Origin of the sequence: Brachybacterium sp. AOP24-D1-21, from assembly GCF_052378665.1 — a bacterium.
In the GTDB taxonomy this organism is placed as follows: Bacteria; Actinomycetota; Actinomycetes; order Actinomycetales; family Dermabacteraceae; genus Brachybacterium.
Genome location: NZ_JBQSXX010000001.1, coordinates 3268287 through 3285938, shown reverse-complemented (window position 1 = coordinate 3285938; position 17652 = coordinate 3268287). Strand labels below are relative to the sequence as shown.

At 68.7% G+C, this 17652-nt stretch carries 15 protein-coding genes; 8 read left to right on the top strand and 7 right to left on the bottom strand.

What is annotated here, in order from left to right:
• A partial coding sequence (locus ACT3UF_RS14725) for a DEAD/DEAH box helicase (RefSeq protein WP_444601574.1) occupies positions 1 to 475 on the bottom strand: 475 nt, incomplete at its 3' end.
• Between the two features lie 68 nt (positions 476 to 543).
• Between ACT3UF_RS14725 and panD the strand changes: the two genes are divergently transcribed.
• From panD to ACT3UF_RS14700, 5 genes are all read left to right on the top strand, one after another.
• Complete coding sequence (gene panD, locus ACT3UF_RS14720) at positions 544 to 969, top strand: aspartate 1-decarboxylase (protein ID WP_441444379.1); 426 nt, start codon at positions 544 to 546, stop codon at positions 967 to 969.
• 125 nt (positions 970 to 1094) lie between these two features.
• Positions 1095 to 2021: an AEC family transporter gene (locus tag ACT3UF_RS14715; RefSeq protein ID WP_444592186.1), complete on the top strand. Its 927-nt coding sequence runs from the start codon at positions 1095 to 1097 to the stop codon at positions 2019 to 2021.
• Positions 2022 to 2261: 240 nt separating this feature from the next.
• Positions 2262 to 5222, top strand: coding sequence for a leucine--tRNA ligase (leuS, locus tag ACT3UF_RS14710; RefSeq protein WP_444608401.1), 2961 nt, complete (start codon positions 2262 to 2264; stop codon positions 5220 to 5222).
• 208 nt (positions 5223 to 5430) lie between these two features.
• Positions 5431 to 6612, top strand: coding sequence for a hypothetical protein (locus ACT3UF_RS14705; RefSeq protein WP_441444376.1), 1182 nt, complete (start codon positions 5431 to 5433; stop codon positions 6610 to 6612).
• 500 nt (positions 6613 to 7112) lie between these two features.
• Positions 7113 to 7580: a hypothetical protein gene (locus tag ACT3UF_RS14700; protein WP_444599625.1), complete on the top strand. Its 468-nt coding sequence runs from the start codon at positions 7113 to 7115 to the stop codon at positions 7578 to 7580.
• Positions 7581 to 7674: 94 nt separating this feature from the next.
• Here ACT3UF_RS14700 and clpB read toward each other — a convergent pair whose 3' ends face one another.
• Positions 7675 to 10341, bottom strand: a complete 2667-nt coding sequence (clpB, locus tag ACT3UF_RS14695; RefSeq protein ID WP_441444374.1) for an ATP-dependent chaperone ClpB — start codon at positions 10339 to 10341, stop codon at positions 7675 to 7677.
• Between the two features lie 307 nt (positions 10342 to 10648).
• Here clpB and ACT3UF_RS14690 point away from each other — a divergent pair, with 307 nt between their 5' ends.
• Positions 10649 to 12046, top strand: a complete 1398-nt coding sequence (locus tag ACT3UF_RS14690) for a PrsW family intramembrane metalloprotease (RefSeq protein ID WP_441444373.1) — start codon at positions 10649 to 10651, stop codon at positions 12044 to 12046.
• Positions 12047 to 12197: 151 nt separating this feature from the next.
• On the opposite strand, the gene ACT3UF_RS14685 is transcribed toward ACT3UF_RS14690, so the two are convergent.
• The 4 genes from ACT3UF_RS14685 to ACT3UF_RS14670 are packed head-to-tail and all read right to left on the bottom strand — an operon-like array spanning position 12198 to position 14978.
• Entirely contained in the window at positions 12198 to 12641 is a 444-nt protein-coding gene (locus tag ACT3UF_RS14685; RefSeq protein WP_441444372.1) for an RNA-binding S4 domain-containing protein, read from the bottom strand.
• The gene (locus tag ACT3UF_RS14680) at positions 12638 to 14098 is read right to left on the bottom strand and encodes an amidase (protein WP_441444371.1); all 1461 of its coding nucleotides are present in this window, start codon (positions 14096 to 14098) and stop codon (positions 12638 to 12640) included. Before ACT3UF_RS14680 ends, ACT3UF_RS14685 begins: the two co-directional genes overlap by 4 nt.
• Positions 14095 to 14613, bottom strand: a complete 519-nt coding sequence (locus ACT3UF_RS14675) for a low molecular weight protein-tyrosine-phosphatase (RefSeq protein ID WP_441444370.1) — start codon at positions 14611 to 14613, stop codon at positions 14095 to 14097. Before ACT3UF_RS14675 ends, ACT3UF_RS14680 begins: the two co-directional genes overlap by 4 nt.
• On the bottom strand, positions 14610 to 14978 hold the full coding sequence (locus tag ACT3UF_RS14670) for a GNAT family N-acetyltransferase (protein ID WP_441444369.1): 369 nt from the start codon (positions 14976 to 14978) through the stop codon (positions 14610 to 14612). The genes ACT3UF_RS14675 and ACT3UF_RS14670 overlap by 4 nt, the downstream gene beginning before the upstream one ends.
• 24 nt (positions 14979 to 15002) lie before the next feature.
• On the opposite strand from ACT3UF_RS14670, the gene ACT3UF_RS14665 reads away from it, so the two are divergent.
• Positions 15003 to 15368, top strand: a complete 366-nt coding sequence (locus ACT3UF_RS14665) for a DUF952 domain-containing protein (RefSeq protein ID WP_441444368.1) — start codon at positions 15003 to 15005, stop codon at positions 15366 to 15368.
• A gap of 158 nt (positions 15369 to 15526) precedes the next feature.
• Entirely contained in the window at positions 15527 to 16162 is a 636-nt protein-coding gene (locus tag ACT3UF_RS14660) for an L-threonylcarbamoyladenylate synthase (RefSeq protein WP_441444367.1), read from the top strand.
• Positions 16163 to 16305: 143 nt separating this feature from the next.
• On the opposite strand, the gene ACT3UF_RS14655 is transcribed toward ACT3UF_RS14660, so the two are convergent.
• Positions 16306 to 17574 carry an MFS transporter gene (locus ACT3UF_RS14655; protein ID WP_442331737.1) on the bottom strand — a complete coding sequence of 423 codons (1269 nt, stop codon included), beginning with the start codon at positions 17572 to 17574 and terminating at the stop codon, positions 16306 to 16308.
• Positions 17575 to 17652 lie beyond the last annotated feature (78 nt).

Sequence of the window (17652 nt, the reverse complement as noted above, 5' to 3'; positions counted from 1 at the left end):
CCAGGTCCAGCTGGAGCGCGCCGCGCTCGGCGAGATCGATCAACCGGCCCGGGGTGGCCACCACGATCGACACGCCGCGGGCCACCGCGTCCGCCTGCTTCTCGATGTTCATGCCGCCGGCGACCAGCTGCGCCTTGATTCCCACGGCCCGAGCGAAGGGGTGGATGGTGTCCACGACCTGCACCGCCAGCTCGCGCGTGGGCACCAGCACCACCCCGAGCGGACGCTTGCGATGCATCTTGCGACCGCGGAAGCGGGAGGTCATCGCGAGCGTGAAGGCGAGGGTCTTGCCGGAACCGGTCTCGGCACGGGCCAGCACATCACGCCCGGCGAGCGCGTCGGGAAGGATCACGGACTGGATCTCGAAGGCGCTCTCGAGCCCCTGCTCGGCGAGGACCCCGAGGAGCTCATCGGGCAGCGCCATGTCCTCGAACCGCTCGGAACGGCGTGCTGAACTGCGGCGGGCCTTGGGCATGGTGATCCTCCTGACGAAACGGACGTCTCCATCATCCAGCATGCGGGCGTGATGAGAGAATAGGAGCGATGTTGCGCACTCTGATGACCTCGAAGATCCACCGAGCCACCGTCACGCAGGCAGACCTGCACTACGTGGGTTCGGTGACGATCGACCCTGCCCTCACGGAGGCCGCGGGTCTGGTCGAGAACGAGCAGGTCACGATCGTAGACATCACCAATGGCCACCGCCTGATCACCTACGTGATCGAGGGCGAGCGCGACAGTGGAGTGATCGGCATCAACGGCGCCGCAGCGCATCTGGTCACCCCGGGCGACCTGGTGATCATCATCGCGTACGGGCAGCTGGACGAGACGGAGGTCTCCACGCACCGCCCCCGTGTCGTCCATGTCGATGCGCAGAACCGCATCGTGGGCCTCGGCTCCGACGGCGCCGAGCCGGTTCCCGGCAGCAGCGATCAGATCGACGGCCGCACCTCGCACGGGATGCGCTGACCGCTGCCGCACCCCCTGATGTCCGGCGATTGGGCCGCGCGTCCGGCGATTGAACGACGGAACCCCCTTTCCTGCTGGCCGTCTAGGATCAGTCCGGTGTTCACGTCTTCCCTCCTCCCGCCGCTGTGAGCGGGGTTCTGGCCGGCTTCTTCATCGTCTGGTCCATGATCGGTGTGGGCTGGGTGGTCGGACGCACCGGAGTTCTCGGTCCGCACGGTCGCTATGTGCTGAACCGTTCAACCTTCTTCGTCGCCTCCCCGGCCCTGGTGCTGGTGGGGCTGCTCGAGTCCGATGTGCGCGAGGTGCTCTCGCTGCCGATGGCCGTGGCCGGCATCTCGGGGCTCGCCACCGGCGCGATCTTGATCATCGCGGTGGCGCTGTTCACCAGACGTCGAGGCGCGGACCTGGTGATGACCGCGATCAGCGGCTCCGTGGTCAACGGAGCGAACATGGGCTTCCCGATCGCCCTCTATGTGCTCGGCGACATCTCGCACGCACTGCCTGTGATCCTGTTCCAGCAGGCGGTGTACACGCCGCTGTACCTGTTCGTGCTGCATCGGGTCACCGAGAAGGACTCCTCTGGCCCCGCCGGAGTGCTGCGCAGCATCGTCGCGAACCCCACCATCATCGCCTCCGCCGTCGGCCTGCTCCTGGTGCTGGCGGGGGTGAAGATCCCGGCGGTCGCGCTCGAGCCGATCCACTCGTTCGCGGACATGGCGATCCCGGCGATGCTGCTGGCCTATGGGCTCTCCCTCTACGGCTCGCGGCCGCTGGCGAAGGCTGACGGCTATCGCGGGCTGATCGCGGTCGCCTCGGCCTCGAAGCTGCTGCTGATGCCGGTGATCGCGCTGGGAGTGGGGCTGCTGCTCGGGATGCGGGGCGCCTCGCTCTACGAGGTGGTGGTGATGGCCGCCCTGCCCACGGCGCAGAACGTCTATGTCGCTGCAGCCCGCTACCGCGCCTCGGAGAACCTCGCCCGGGACACGGTGCTGATCACCACGATCGGGACCGTGCTGGTGCTGCTGCTGATCTCGGGCCTGCTCGGGGTCTGAGCACTCCCCGAGCACGCTCGAGGGCACGGGCCCCGGCGCGGTAGGATGACCCCGTGACTCGACGGCTCCTGCTTATGCAGCCGCGTCGGACAAGGCCCGCGCCCACCCCGCGCTCCTGAGAGCGTGCCGGTGCGCACATGAGGCACCGATGCGGCTCCCCTCGCCTGCGCGAGGGTTTTTTCATGTCACGAGACGCCTGGCGGCAACCGCCGCACTGATCCTTCGGAGGACGATTCACCCATGAGCGAGGCCCCGCACCGCTACACCGCCGCCGTCGCGGACGAGATCGAGCGCCGCTGGCAGCAGCGCTGGGACGAGGACGGCACCTTCCACGCCGACAACCCCGTCGGCGAGCTGCGCGGCTCTGCCGAGTCGATCGAGCAGGCCGCCGCCACTTCCGGCGGCGCCGCCGCCGAGAAGATGTACATCATGGACATGTTCCCCTACCCCTCCGGGGCAGGGCTGCACGTGGGACATCCGCTGGGATACATCGCGACCGACGTGGTCGCCCGCCATCAGCGGATGATGGGCAAGAACGTCCTCTACACGATGGGCTACGACGCCTTCGGCCTGCCCGCCGAGCAGTACGCCGTACAGACGGGCACCCATCCGCGCATCACGACCGAGTCCAACATCGCGAACATGCGCCGCCAGCTGCACCGGCTGGGTCTGTCCCATGACTCCCGCCGTTCGCTGGCCACCACTGATCCTGAGTTCGTGAAATGGACGCAGTGGATCTTCCTGCGGATCTTCGACTCCTGGTACGACCCCGAGGCCCCGAACGCCGACGGCATCACGGGACGGGCGCGGCCGATCGCCGAGCTGCGTGAGGAGCTGCGCGGCGGCACTGTGGATCCGTTCGCCCTCGCCGACCGCCAGGGCATCGAGCTGCCCGAGGGGTGGGCGGGCCGCTCCCCCGCCGACGTCACCGCCGCCACCGACGCCGAGCTCACGGAGCTGGCCGACTCCTTCCGCCTGACCTACATCTCCGAGACCCCGGTGAACTGGTGCCCGGGTCTGGGCACCGTGCTGGCCAATGAGGAGGTCACCGCCGAGGGCCGCTCCGAACGCGGGAACTTCCCGGTCTTCACCCGCCGGCTGCGGCAGTGGAACATGCGGATCACCGCCTACGCGGACCGCCTCATCGATGATCTGGACCGGGTGGACTGGCCCGAGTCGATCCGCGCCATGCAGCGCAACTGGATCGGACGCAGCCACGGCGCGCAGATCACGTTCCCCACCGCCGGCCTGTCCTCAGCTCCCGAGGCATCCTTCGACGTGTTCACGACCCGTGCGGACACCCTGTTCGGCGCGACCTTCTGCGTGCTCTCCCCCGAGCACGCGCTGCTCACGGATCCCTCGTCCCTGCCCGCAGCATGGCCGGAGGGCACCGAGGAGTCCTGGACCGGTGGCGCAGCCACCCCGCGGGAGGCCGTGGAGTCCTACCGGGCACGTGCCGCCTCTCTCGACGAGGACGAGCGGACCGCGGACGATCGCGAGAAGACCGGCGTGTTCACCGGGCTGACCGCGACGAACCCGATGGACGGCCGCGAGCTGCCCGTCTTCACCGCGGACTACGTGCTGACCGGCTATGGCACCGGCGCGATCATGGCGGTCCCCGCCGAGGATGAGCGAGACTTCGCCTTCGCCACGAAGTTCTCGCTGCCGGTGATCCGCACCGTGCAGCCGCCTGCTGATTTCAACGGCGGCGCCTGGACCGGAGAAGGCCAGAAGATCAACTCCGCGAACGCCGATCTGGATCTGAACGGCCTGGACAAGGACGAGGCGAAGGCGCGCGCGACCGAGTACGCCGAGGAGAAGGGCTTCGGGCGTGCCCGCACCACCTTCCGGCTGCGGGACTGGCTGTTCTCGCGCCAGCGCTACTGGGGTGAGCCCTTCCCGATCGTCTACGATCCGGCGGCGCCCGAGGTGCCGATCCCGCTGCCGGAGTCGATGCTGCCGCTGGACCTGCCCGAGGTCGCGGACTTCTCCCCCAAGACCTTCGATCCCCAGGATGCGGACACCGAGCCGCAGACCCCGCTGTCGCGCGCGACGGAGTGGGCCGAGGTCGAGCTGGACCTGGGCGAGGGTCCGAAGACCTACCGTCGAGAGACGAACACGATGCCGCAGTGGGCGGGTTCGTCCTGGTACCACCTGCGCTACATCGACCCCACCGAGGATGATGTCCTGGTGCGTGCGGAGAACGAGAAGTACTGGCTCGGCGCGCCCGAGGACGGCGGCGTGGGCGGCGTGGACCTGTACGTCGGCGGGGTCGAGCACGCGGTGCTGCACCTGCTGTATGCGCGGTTCTGGCACAAGGTGCTCTTCGACCGCGGCGACGTCTCCAGCCAGGAGCCGTTCCACCGCCTGTTCAACCAGGGCTACATCCAGGCCTTCGCCTACACCGACGCCCGTGGCGTCCACGTCCCCGCCGAGGAGGTCGTCGCAGGGGCCGACGGCACCTTCACCTACCAGGGCGAACCTGTCACCCAGGAGTACGGGAAGATGGGCAAGTCGCTGAAGAACGCGGTGGCACCGGATGACATGTACGAGGAATACGGCGCCGACACCCTGCGCGTGTACGAGATGTCGATGGGACCGCTGGACCTCTCACGGCCCTGGGAGACCCGCGCCGTCGTCGGCTCCCAGCGCTTCCTGCAGCGTCTGTGGCGCCTCGTGGTCGATGAGGAGACGGGGCAGCTGACGGTCACCGACGACCCCGGGGACCGGCCCACGATGCAGGCCACCCACCGGGCGATCGATGGGGTCACCCGGGACATGGAGCGGATGCACTTCAACACCGCCATCGCGAAGCTCATCGAGCTGGTGAACCACCTGACCAAGCAGCTCACCGCCACCGGTTCCACGCCGCGTGCGGCGGTCGAGCCGCTGGTGCTGATGGTCTCTCCGCTGGCCCCGCACCTGGCCGAGGAGCTGTGGGCACGGTTGGGTCACAAGGGCAGCATCTCGCGAGTGGCGTTCCCGGTGGCGGATCCGGAGCTGCTGAAGGCCGAGCAGGTCACCTGCGTGATCCAGATCAAGGGCAAGGTGCGCCACCGCATCGAGGTGGATCCCGGGATCTCCGAGAGCGATCTCGAGGCAGCGGTGATGGCCGAGCCGCGGGTGCAGGAGCTGCTGGAGGGCCAGACCGTCCGCAAGCTGATCATCCGTGCGCCGAAGATCGTGAACATCGTGGTCTGAGCTGCTCGACTGAGCTGACGGCCCCGGGAATCCGTAGGACGGGTTCCCGGGGCCGTCTGCTGCTCGGGCTCTGCAGCCCGGCCTCTGCTGCCCGGGCTCTGCTGCCCGGGCTGTCCCGCGCCGCCGACGGTTCCTCCACATCCCTCGTCCATCCACATTCCCCGGCGGTGACCGACGTCCGCAGATCGTGATTGCCTACGGTCTCGCCATGAACACTTTCTGGGGATCCGAGACCGTCGCCCTGACAGAGCTGTCCGCCGAGTTCTCCACCGACGCGGCTCAGCTGGGGGCGGTGATCACCGCTGTTGCACGCACGGTGCACGCCACGGCCTGGTTCGGTCCGGACGCGGAGGATCACCGCCGGTGCACCGATGAGGTGGTCGACACCGTGATCCGGCTGGTCGAGAAGCTGCGGGAGCGCGGCCGGCAGCTCGAGGGCGAGGCCGCGGAGCAGGACGTCTGCTCCCAGCCAGACACCGCTCCCGGGGTGGCCGGAGATCCGCTCGGCGTGCGGGCGACCCCGCCCTGGGTCCCGGACCCGGCCGTGGGACTGCCACCGCTGCAGGGGAAGGGCGGCATGGAGTGGGGGCCGATGATCGGCGGTCCCTTCATGCATCCGGACCCGCAGCGTCTGGCGGATCGACTGCCTCGGCTGCCCGATCTGGACGAGCTCTGGCCGATGATCGGCGGTCCCTTCATGCGGCCGGACCCGCTGCGGACCATCCCCGCGCCTGCTCCGCTCCCCAAGGGAGAGGAGTTCGCGCTGGATCCCGAGATCCTCGCCGAGGCGCAGCTCGATCGGAAGCTCGGACTCGGTGCGATCCCCTTCGTCGGCGCGGCGCAGACGGTGATGGGGGTCCATAGCGGCATGGGGCAGATCTTCGACCGGACGGAGCAGAATCTCGAGGAGATCGGCCTCGGGGCACTCACCCCGGCGGTCTCGGTGGTGCGAGTGCCCCACACCGTCGCCGGGGCCGTGCTCGGGAGCGACTCCGTGCCGGGGCAGGTGATCTCCGGCATCGACCAGGGGCTCGCCAACGTCATGCAGACCAGCGAGGAGGTCTCCTCTGCGATCGGGGACGGCGACCTGGCGGGCATCGTGCGCGCCGGCGAACGCGGGATGTACCGCCATGCAGGTGCGATGGCGGACATCCTCGCCGCCACCCCGGTGCCGGCCATGTCCCGGACGGCCTCGGAGCTGATCGGCACGGGCGCGGATCTCGTGGAACCCGTCAACCCGGGGGCGGCCGCTCCGCTGCGCGCGATGGAGCAGTCGACCCTGGAGTACGGGCAGCAGTGGCAGCGCGGCCTGGACGGAATCACCGATCCGGAGCGCTACTACGACCTGCGCCGTGAGTACCTCCCGGCGCCCTGGGACCCGCAAGGGTGACGTCGAACAGCGTGTCTCTGGATCTCGTTCAGGGATGGGCAGTCCTCCCCATGGCGCACCCTCGTTTGAAGCGCGATCATGGTGGGTATGACCTTCTACGGTGCCGACACCGATCAGCTGCGCGACCTAGCGAGCCGGTTCAACGGCGCCTCGGGGCGGGTCGAGGAGCTGCTGACCTCGCTGCGGGGACTGGTCCATGCGGTGAACTGGGTGGGCCCGGACGCCGATGACTTCCGGTCCCAGTACGACATCGCCCATCAGCGTGGCATGAGCAGCGCTGCTCAGGTGTCCGAGCGCGGAACCCTGCTCGAGGAAGAGGCCGACGAGCAGGATATGACCTCTTCCCCTGGTAACGGCGCGCACGGTGGCTGGAGCGCCAGAAGAGGGTCCGGTAACGGCTTCGGTGGAGGCGGCCCTTTCCCCGCCCCCGGCTCAGGCGACGACGGCTGGAAGGACTCCGCCAAGCACATCGCGAGAATGTTGGCGAAAAGCTCTCCAGCATGGCCGAAGACAGCAAAGATGCGCCGCCGTGGTTGCGTCGCGTGGCAAAGATGGCACCGATCGCCGGCGCGATCCCTGACGTCGCAGAGGCAGTCGAGAGCTTGAAGGCAGGCGATACCGGGGGTGTGCTTGGGAACAGTGCCGAAGCTCTCGGAAGCGTGACGCCGCTACCACTCATCCAAGGACTCGCGACCGCCAACGACTTTACCGATGGACAGCTGCCAGGTAATCGATCATGGATGGAGACGAGCGGCAACTTCGCCAGCGATACTCACACCGCACGACTCGGCGAATCCATTGGGTCGAAAGTATCGGACGAACTCGGCATGGCGGAGGGAAGCACAGGGCGCAACATCATCACCTCTGGAACAGGTGCCGGAGCTGTTGGCGCGCACATGCTCCTCGCACCTGAAACCTTCGCATCCCAGCATATGACCGCAGCCGCCGACGCGTTGTTTGGGAACTGATCACACGAAGTCGGTTGCGCCCCGTGAATTCTGCCGGACGCCATTGGGCGGTGTCTTCTTTGTACAGAATGACACCGCCCAGGCGACTATCCGATCAACCCCCTGCGGCTGAAGCCCCGCTCGCATTCACCTCGGAGCCGCTGACTTCGGCCGTGAGATCTTCGGCAATAGCAAGATCCAACCCGGCTTCATCCTCACGCACGCCGACCTCTACACGCTGACCGTCGTGCACCTCGCCCTTCAGGATCAGCCGGGCCAGCCCGTCGCCGATCTCCTTCTGCACCAGGCGCTTGAGGGGTCGCGCCCCGTACATCGGGTCGAAGCCCTCCGCAGCGAGCCAGCGGGTTGCGGCCTCGTCCACCTCGAGGGAGATGCGACGGTCCCGCAGCCGTGCGGCGACCTCCTGGATCTGCAGGGTGACGATGCTGGTGAGCTGCTCGCGATCCAGGGCGTCGAACATGACGATGTCGTCCAGGCGGTTGAGGAACTCCGGCTTGAAGGAGGCCCGCACCACCTGCATCACCCGTTCGTGCTTCTCCTTCTCGTCGAGCAGCTGGTCCTGGAGCGCATGGGCGCCCAGGTTCGAGGTGAGGATCATGATCGTGGAGCGGAAGTCCACGGTCCGTCCCTGGCCGTCGGTGAGCCGGCCGTCGTCGAGAACCTGCAGCAGCACGTCGAACACATCGGGGTGGGCCTTCTCGATCTCATCGAGCAGCACCACCGAGTACGGCCTGCGGCGCACGGCCTCGGTGAGCTGGCCGCCCTCGTCGTAGCCGACATAGCCCGGAGGGGCACCCATCAGCCGCGCCACGGTGTGCTTCTCGGAGTACTCCGACATGTCGATGCGGATCATCGCCCGCTCATCATCGAAGAGGAACTCCGCGAGCGCCTTGGCGAGCTCGGTCTTGCCCACCCCCGTGGGCCCCAGGAAGAGGAAGGAGCCGGTGGGACGGTCAGGGTCGGAGATGCCGGCGCGCGCTCGGCGCACCGCATCCGAGACCTCGCCGACGGCACGGGCCTGTCCGATCAGCCGCTGACCGATGATCTCCTCCATCTGCAGGAGCTTCTCGGTCTCGCCCTGCAACAGGCGACCGGCAGGGATTCCGGTCCAGGCGGAGACGACATCGGCGATGTCATCGGGGCTCACGTGGTCGGCGACCATCGGCCGTTCCTGCTCGCCGGCGATGCCTGCCTCCTGCTCCTCTGCCTCACGCAGCTGATCCTTGAGCGCCGGGATGTCGCCGTAGAGGATCTTCGAGGCAGCGGTGAGGTCGCCTTCGCGCTGAGCCCGATCGGCCTGCATGCGCAGCTGCTCGAGCTGTGCCTTGAGGTCGCCGACCAGGTTCAGACCGGCCTTCTCCCGCTCCCAGCGTGCCGAGAGCTCCTCCATCTGCTCGGTGCGGTCGGCGAGCTGGGAGCGCACGGATTCGAGCCTGGCGATGCTTCCGGGATCCTCGCTGCCGGAGAGCGCGAGCTCCTCCATCTTCAGCCGGTCCACCTGACGGCGCAGGATGTCCAGCTCCTCCGGGGAGGAGTCCAGCTCCATCCGCTGGCGGGAGGCGGCCTCGTCGACCAGGTCGATGGCCTTGTCCGGCAGCTGCCGGCCCGAGATGTAGCGCGAGGAGAGGGTCGCTGCGGCCACCAGGGCAGAGTCGGTGATGGTGACCTTGTGGTGCGCCTCGTACTTGTCCTTGAGCCCGCGCAGGATCGTCACGGTGTCCTCGACGCTCGGCTCCCCCACGAACACCTGCTGGAAGCGCCGCTCGAGCGCGGGGTCCTTCTCGATGTTCTCGCGGTACTCGTCCAGGGTGGTCGCCCCGACCATCCGCAGCTCGCCGCGGGCCAGCATCGGCTTGAGCATGTTGCCGGCATCCATCGAGCCGTCGCCGGAGCCGCCCGCGCCGACCACCGTATGGAGCTCGTCGATGAAGGTGACGATCTGACCGTTGCTGGTGCGGATCTCGTCCAGGACCGCCTTCATGCGCTCCTCGAACTCACCGCGGTACTTCGACCCCGCGACCATCGAGGAGAGGTCCAGCGAGACCAGCCGCTTCCCGCGCAGGGAGTCAGGGACATCGCCCGCGACGATGCGCTGGGCCAGACCCTCGACCACGGCGGTTTTGCCGACGCCGGGCTCGCCGATCAGCACCGGGTTGTTCTTGGTGCGGCGCGAGAGCACCTGCACGACGCGGCGGATCTCGGTGTCTCGGCCGATCACCGGATCCAGCCGACCCTCGCGGGCGAGCTCGGTGAGGTCCACCCCGAACTTCTCGAGGCTCTTGAAGGTGCCCTCGGGGTTCTGCGAATCCATCTGGTTCATTCGATCATCTCCTGGGGTCAGCTGGGTGACGGCATCGCGAAGTGCTTGAGGGGTCGCTCCGGCGGCGGCGAGCAGCCGCGCGGCGGCGTCCTTGCCGAGAGCGATGCCGATCATCAGATGCTCGGTGGACAGGTAGGTGCGGCGGGCGGTGTCCGCCTCGCGCCGGGCCGCCTCGAGCGCATCGAATCCGGTGCCGACGAAGGTGGGCGAAGAGCCTCCGCTGGTTCGCGGCAGCGAGTCGATCGCCTGCGCGGCGCGCCGGACCACCTCGAGCGGATCGGCGCCGGCTGCGTCCAGGGCGGCACGGCCGATGCCGTTGTCCTGGTCGGCCAGGGCCCACAACAGGTGCATCGAGCTGATCTGCGGGTTGCCGAGCTCGACAGCCTTCTCCGCAGCCGCGGTGACAGCTTCCTGCGAGCGGGTGGTGAACTGGAATTCCACGATGCTCCTCTCCTGGGCGCGTCGGTCGTATGAGGCGTTCGATCAGATCAACGTCAACCAAGTTGAGTCTATTCCGCTCAACTCTAAGAACTTTCGTCACTCAAGGAACTTCGGACGGAGGACCCTCCGGGCATCCGCCAGTCGTCATCCACAACAGCCTTCCACAGCCCCGGGCCTCTCCGCGAGAATGGGATCACACACCTGTAGCATCGCACTGGCACCGTGACTCGTCCGTCCAGGGGAACCGACGTCGACCACGAGCCGCACAGCGATACCTGACACCCCTGCCGCGAAAACAGAGGCCCTCATGTCCCAGCCCCCCTACCAGCAGCCTGGCGGCCAGTACATGCCCAACGGGCGCCCGCGCCCCGGTGCCACGAACTCCGCGCCCGGATCTCCGTCGTTCCAGTCGCAGCCGCGCTATATCGACTACGGCAACCCGCGCGCCTATGACACTTCGGTGCGGCCGGCGTCGGGCCTCACCGCTGCCCGTTTCGCTCCTGCGCAGATCCAACGACCCGACCAGGCCCAGCCGCAGTCGGCCTGGTCCACCCAGACCCGTCGGGTGCAGGAGGTCGCGCAGAACGCCACCCGGCTGCCGGCTGTGAGCATCATGGTGTGGCTCGCGCTGGTGGTGCTCGGCTTCTTCGTGCTGGTGGTCCTGGGCTGGTTCTTCCTCGAGTTCGTGATGACTGCGAGCTCGAGCCCGATCTGGTGGCCGGTCACGGCCTTCCTCGCAGGGATCTCCCTGCTCGTCATCGCGGGGATCATGTTCCTGGCGGACCGCTGGGATCCCCAGCCGCTGCCCCTGCTGATCATCGCGGTGTTCTGGGGAGCAGCGATCGCCGCCGGTCTCAGCTACATCCTGAACACGCTGAACTCGCTGCTGGTCTTCCTGGTCACCGGCAGCGAAGCAGCGGTGGCCTTTGCTGGCCCGGTGATCAGCGCGCCGCTGGTCGAGGAGACCACCAAGGGCCTCGGACTGCTGCTGCTGATGGTGCTCGCACGCCGCTACTTCAACGGGCCGCTGGACGGCCTGATCTACGGCGCCCTGATCGGCGGCGGCTTCGCCTTCACCGAGAACATCATCTACTACACCCGCGGGCTGGAGAGCATGGGCGCCGGGGGCGTGCTGTTCATGTTCATCCTGCGCGGGGTGATGAACATCTTCGGCCACGCGATCTACACCTCGCTCACGGGCATCATCGTCGGCTTCGTGGCGCGCAAGTGGGGCACCATCATGGGCTTCCTGGTGTTCATCCCCGCGCTGATCCCCGGGATGCTGATCCATGCGGCATGGAACTTCTTCGCCGGTCTCGGCGGCGGGATCCCGATCCTGCTGCTGATGTACGGCGCCAAGGCGCTGCTCTCACTGATATGGCTGATCACGATCGTGGCGTTGATCTGGGATGAATCCAGGCTGACCCGAGTCCGTCTGGGTGACTACGCCAACCAGGGCTGGCTCACCCACGAGGAAGTCGACATGCTCGCGACCTGGAAGGGACGGCGCGAGGGCAAGCGCTGGGCGGAGCAGATCGGTGCCAAACCGGTGATGAAGCGGTTCATCCGGGAGAGCGCCGACCTCGCTTCGATCCGTCAGCGGCTGCTCGCCGACGGCGCGAATCCCAAGGTCGTCGAGATCGAGCGGAACCTGCTCAGCCGGCTGACCTCCAACCGCCACGAGCTGCTCTCCTCCGCACGCTGATCTGAACCGGGCGCTCGCGCACCGGACGGGAGCCACCAGGGCCCCGCGTCATCGACGCGGGGCCCTCGTCATGCGGAAGCCCTGTGCTCAAGCCGCGTGCTCACTGGGGCTCAGGACCGGGCCTCACGACCGGATCTCAGGTCCGGAGCTTTCAGTGCCGGGGGTCGTGCTCGTCGTCGCCGCCTGTGGAGTCACGTCCTCGCAACCGGTCGAACTGTCGACGCTCCCGTTTGGTGGGCCTGCCGGTACCGCGCTCCCTCCGGGGCGGGGCGGCAGCGAGCTGCGGCGGCGGCTCCGGGCTGTGGTCCTCATAGACGGTGCGAGCGATCGGGGCACCCACCCGCTTGGTGAGGATCCGGGTGATGACTACGACCCGCTCACGCCCCGGGGAGCGCACCCTCAGCTCATCCCCGACCACGATCTTCTGGGCCGCCTTGGCCGGTTCACCGTTGCGCCGCACATGACCGCCGCGGCACGCCGCGGTCGCCGCCGAACGGGTGGGCATCAGGCGGGCGCTCCACAGCCAGACGTCGAGTCGGACGGTCTGCGGCCCGGCTCCTTCCAGCGACCCAGCCCCTTCCGTGGGAGTGCTCATGCGTGCTGCGGCACGCGCACCAGCGGCCACGGGTCGTGAGCCTCGAGCTGCGCGGCGACCGCGAGCAGGAGCGGCTCGTCGCCCGGCCGAGTGGCTGCCAGCTGCACGCCGAAGGGCAGCTCTCCGCCGTCGATCATCTCCCGATGGATCGGGACCGAGACGGCGGCGGTGCCGAGCATGTTCCAGGTGCTGGTCCACGGGGTGAACGCGCACTGGGCGAAGAAGTCCGCCTCGCCGTCGGAGAGCTGGAGCTCTGCAGGGAAGGCGGGGGGTGCGGCCAGAGTGGGGGTGATGACCAGATCGAACGGAGCGAACTCCTCCAGAGTGCGCCGGGAGAGCGACTGGACCCCGGAGAACGCCAGCGCCAGATCCACGCCGCTGTAGCTGCGGCCGCGTTCGCGCAGCCAGCGGGTCAGCTCGAGCAGCTTCCCCTCCTGCGCAGAGGTCAAGGGAATCGACGCCGCCCCGACGGACCACAGCGGCATGAAGGACTTCCAGTCCTCAGGGGTGAATGGGGCTCGGATCTCGACGGTCTCATGGCCGAGCCCGTGCAGGACCTCGAGGGCACGCTCGAGTCCCCGCAGAGCGGCCGGATGCACCTCGGTCTCCGCGGCCAGCGGCTCCCGCAGCACGGCGATCCGCAGCGGGGCCAGAGCCTGGGAGTCCTCCTCGAGGCGGGCGAGGTAGGAGCGTTCTGAGGCGCGCGAGGGGGTGAAGTCTCCCGTGCGCGGCCCGGCGATGAGGTCCAGCCCGGCGGCCGCATCCCGCACGCTGCGCGCGAGCACACCGTCGGTGCCCAGGCCCATCCCTTCGCTGCCGTACGGCCCGGGTGAGACCACGCCGCGGGAGGGCTTCACGCCCACGATGCCGCAGCACGCCGCAGGGATCCGGACGGATCCCCCGCCGTCGGAGCCATGCGCGAGGGGCACCACGCCGGAGGCGACCGCAGCGGCCGCTCCCCCGCTCGAACCGCCGGCGGTGCGGCGCAGATCCCAGGGGGTCCGGGCGGGCGCGCCGGTCGCCGGCTCGGTGTAGCAGGGCATGCCGAACTCCGGCGTCGTGGTCTTGCCGATGGTGAGGGTGCCGGCATCGAGGATCTTCTGTGCCACGCCGTCGGTCACGGTCGCGATGTTGCCCGCGAGGGCGGCGCTGCCGGCCTCGAAGGGGGCGCCGGCGACCTGGGTCAGGTCCTTGATCGGCAGCGGCACCCCGAGCAGCGGCAGCTGAGCGGCGAGGTCCGCTTCTCGACCGCTGCGACGCGCGTCGGCGAGCCGCTCGGAGACGGTCCGAGCCTGTTCCCGGGTGAGGTCCTCGAGCAGGTGGGCGAACGCGCCGGTCTCGGCACCGACGCCGCGGGCCGCCTCGAGAGTCCGTTCGGCGAGCTCGAGGACGTCGAGCTCTCCGCTGCGCAGGGCGGCGGCCGTCTCGAGCGCGCCGCGCGGCTCCGCGGCATTCATCGCTGCTCCCGAGAGTCGACCGAGCGCGCGCCGGCATCGAGCTGGGCGCTGACATGGTCGATGATGCCGCCCAGCGCCTCGTCGATCTGCTCCCAGGTGATCTCGAAGTCGCTCTCGTCGCCGTACCAGGGGTCACGGATGCCCGTGTCCTCGACCGGAGCCGGCGCGAAGTCCCGCACCATCCGGACCGTCCTGTCGGCCTGCTCGCGACCGAGCACGCGCTGGAGCGGCCCGACATGGTCATGGTCGAGAGCGAGCACGAGGTCGGCGCGGTGCAGCTCCTGCTCATCAAGCTGGCGTGCGCGATGGCTGACCGCATCGATGCCATGACGGCGCAGCAGGTCGCCGGCCCGCGGATCGATCGGATTTCCCACCTCCCACCCGGTGGTGCCCACGGAGGCGACCTCGGCGCGGTCGCCGAGGCCGGCCTGGTCCAGGGCCTCGCGCAGGGCGTACTCGGCCATCGGCGAGCGACAGATGTTGCCCGTGCAAACGGTCAGGATCCGGTATGTCATCGGCCCTCCTGGTCGCGAACGGGGGCCGGGTTCTCCAGCAGGTCGGCATAGTCGGGGTGGCGGTCGATCCATCCCTTGACGAACCAGCACGTGGGGCGGATATTCAGCCCTTGGCCGCGGATATCGTCCAGGGCGTAGCGCACGATCGCGGAGCCGATGCCCTGACCCGAGCGCTCGGGAGCGACGACGGTCGAACGGAGATCCCGCACCTGTACCCCGAGGCCGTCTCCGGCACCCGGTGGCAGATCCTCGTCGCCATAGGCGAGGACAGCGACCAGCTCATCGCCGTCGAGTGCCTCATAACGGTCACGGTCATCATCGTGGACCAGGCGCACCGCGCCAGGTCCGGCGGAGGTCTCATCCATGCCGGTCACGGTACACTGCCGGTCATGCCTCCGCCCCTGATCTGGCACATCACCGAACTGCCCACCTGGGAGGCAGCCGTTCGGTCAGGCTCCTACACCCGCGCGACCCGCGGCCGCGACCTGGCCGAGGAAGGGTTCCTGCACGCGTCCTGGCCGGAGCAGGTCTCGAAGGTCGCCAAGCGGGTCTATCCGGATCGTCCCTCGGATCTCGTGATCCTGGAGATCGACGTGGCTCGAGTGGAGGCCGCCGGCATCGCGGTGGACATCGAAGCGGATGTGGACGGCAAAGGTCGCGGTTACCCCCATATCAAGGGACCGTTGCCCGTGAACGCCGTGGTGCGGCTGCGGCGCACCAAATGGATCGGCCGTGAGTTCGTCGTCGTCGCCTGAATCACGGCGCCGACCGGCCCCAGCCGGTGCCCGGCCCTGTTCGACGGGCTGCGAAGCGGATCGACAGGACTGCGAGCCTGGTCGACAACGCTGCGAGGCAGATCGACAAGGTTGCGAGCGTGATCGACGTGCGGTCAGGCCCCGGCGTACCATCGGGCATGGCCAGGTCACGTCGCTCCGCGAAGTATCTCGACATCCATCCCGAGGATCCTCAGCCCCGGCTCATAGAGCAGGCGGTCTCGGTGCTGCAGGAAGGCGGCTTGATCGCCTATCCCACCGATTCCTGCTACGCCCTGGGCTGCACCCTCGGCAATGTCGAGGCGCTCGATCGGATCCGACGGATCCGACAGGTGGGGAAGGATCATCACTTCACGCTGGTCTGCGCAGACTTCGCGCAGCTGGGTCAGTTCGTGCTGGTCTCGAACCCGGTCTTCCGGCTGGTCAAGAACGCGACCCCGGGGGCCTACACCTTCATCCTCCCCGCCACGAAAGAAGTGCCGCGCAGGCTCGCCCATCCGAAGAAGCACACGGTCGGGGTGCGGATCCCGGACCATCGCGTGGCCCATGCGCTGGTGGAGGCGCTCGGCGAGCCGATCGCCTCCTCGACGCTGCTGCTGCCTGGGCAGGAGGATCCGCCCTCTGAGGCCTGGGTGGTCCAGGATCTTCTCGGCGAGCAGGTGGACGCGATCATCGACTCCGGGGAGGTCGGGATCGAGCCGACCACGGTCGTGGATCTCTCGGGCGGAGACCTGGTGATCGCCCGCGAAGGTGCCGGGGACAGCAGCCGCTTCTGACCGAGGGCGGGCGCGGCGGGGCTGCGGGTGCGGCCCGGCGCGCGTGCCCCGATGTGGGCGTCCCGGGTGCGCGTGCGTCCCGAGGGCCCGGCTCGGCGCTCTAGTCTGCCCTGCCCCGCCCTGCCCTGCCCTGCCGATCAGCGTCAGTGACCCGCCTTCACGCTCCGAGTGCTGAGCACCCTGGAGAACAGCAGGATCCCGACGGCGTAGAGCGGGACCATCCACAGGGCATAGCGCAGGGTCATCGCGTCGGCGAGCACCCCGATCAATGGCGGGGTGAGGAAGAATCCCAGGCGGGCGAACCAGCCGACCACGGTGATCCCGACTCCATGGGGCACCCCGGGAAGGTCATCCGCAGCGCGATAGGCAGCGGGGAAGAGGGTCGCCACGCCCCACCCTGCTGCGGCGAAGCCGATCACCGCGGTCACCGGCGAGGGCAGCAGCAGGGCGAAGCTCATCCCCACCATGGCGATCACACCACCGAGCCGCGCGGTCGTCCGGTCCCCCAGGCGGTCCACCACGGCATCGCCGGTGAAGCGGCCGATCGTCTGCGCCCCCTGCAGGGCCACGAACGCCATACCTGCCAGGAAGGGCGTGGCCGCGAACGTGTCCTGCATGAACAGAGCACCCCAGGTGCTGCCGGCGTCTTCGGTGGAGCCCGCGAACACCAGGACCATGCCCAGTGCAGTCACCAGGCCGAGCGCTCGCAAGCTCATCCCGGCCAGGCGGAAGCCGGTCGGTGCCGCATCGGGAACCTCTGTGGCGGAGGACGCCGACGGGGAGGCGACCGGCGTGCGCTCGGTGCTGTCCGGGCCCGGCAGCATGAAGCGCAGCGAGGCGGCAGCGAGGAGGCCGAACACGATCATGCCGATGATTCCCTGGATCCACAGCGGCAGGCCGAGCTGTGCGCAGGCGGCGCCGAGCAGGCCGCCGACCACCGCTCCGAGCGACCACCAGCCGTGGTAGCTGTTCATGATCGAGCGGCGATAGCGCCGCTCGACCCGCATGCCATGGGCGTTCATCGCGATGTCCGTGATCGCATCGGCTGCTGTCGCCAGCAGCAGCGAGCAGGTCAGCCAGAGCCAGGACCCGGAGACGTAGACCGCCAGATGCGAGACAGATGCGAGCACCTGCAGCACCACGCTCACCCGGGCGGAGCCGAAGCGGGACATCAGGCGGGCGGCGAACAGGCCAGCCAGCAATCCACCGAGAGGGCCGATGCCGATGGCGAGGCCGAAGGCGGTGTTGCTCAGCCCGATCGATTCCACCAGTTCCGGGTACCGGGGCAGGATCGCGCAGAAGGAAGCGCCGTTGAGGAAGAAGATCAGGGAGACGGCCCAGCGGGCTCGTCGCACCGACGCCGGCACGGCGGGGCGCGCAGAGGCGGCGAGCAGAGGATCGTGAGCGTTCACGGTCATCTATTCTGCGCCATACCGCGCCGGAACACACCACGGGTGGCGATCAGGTCACCGCTTCCGGCATACCGTGCC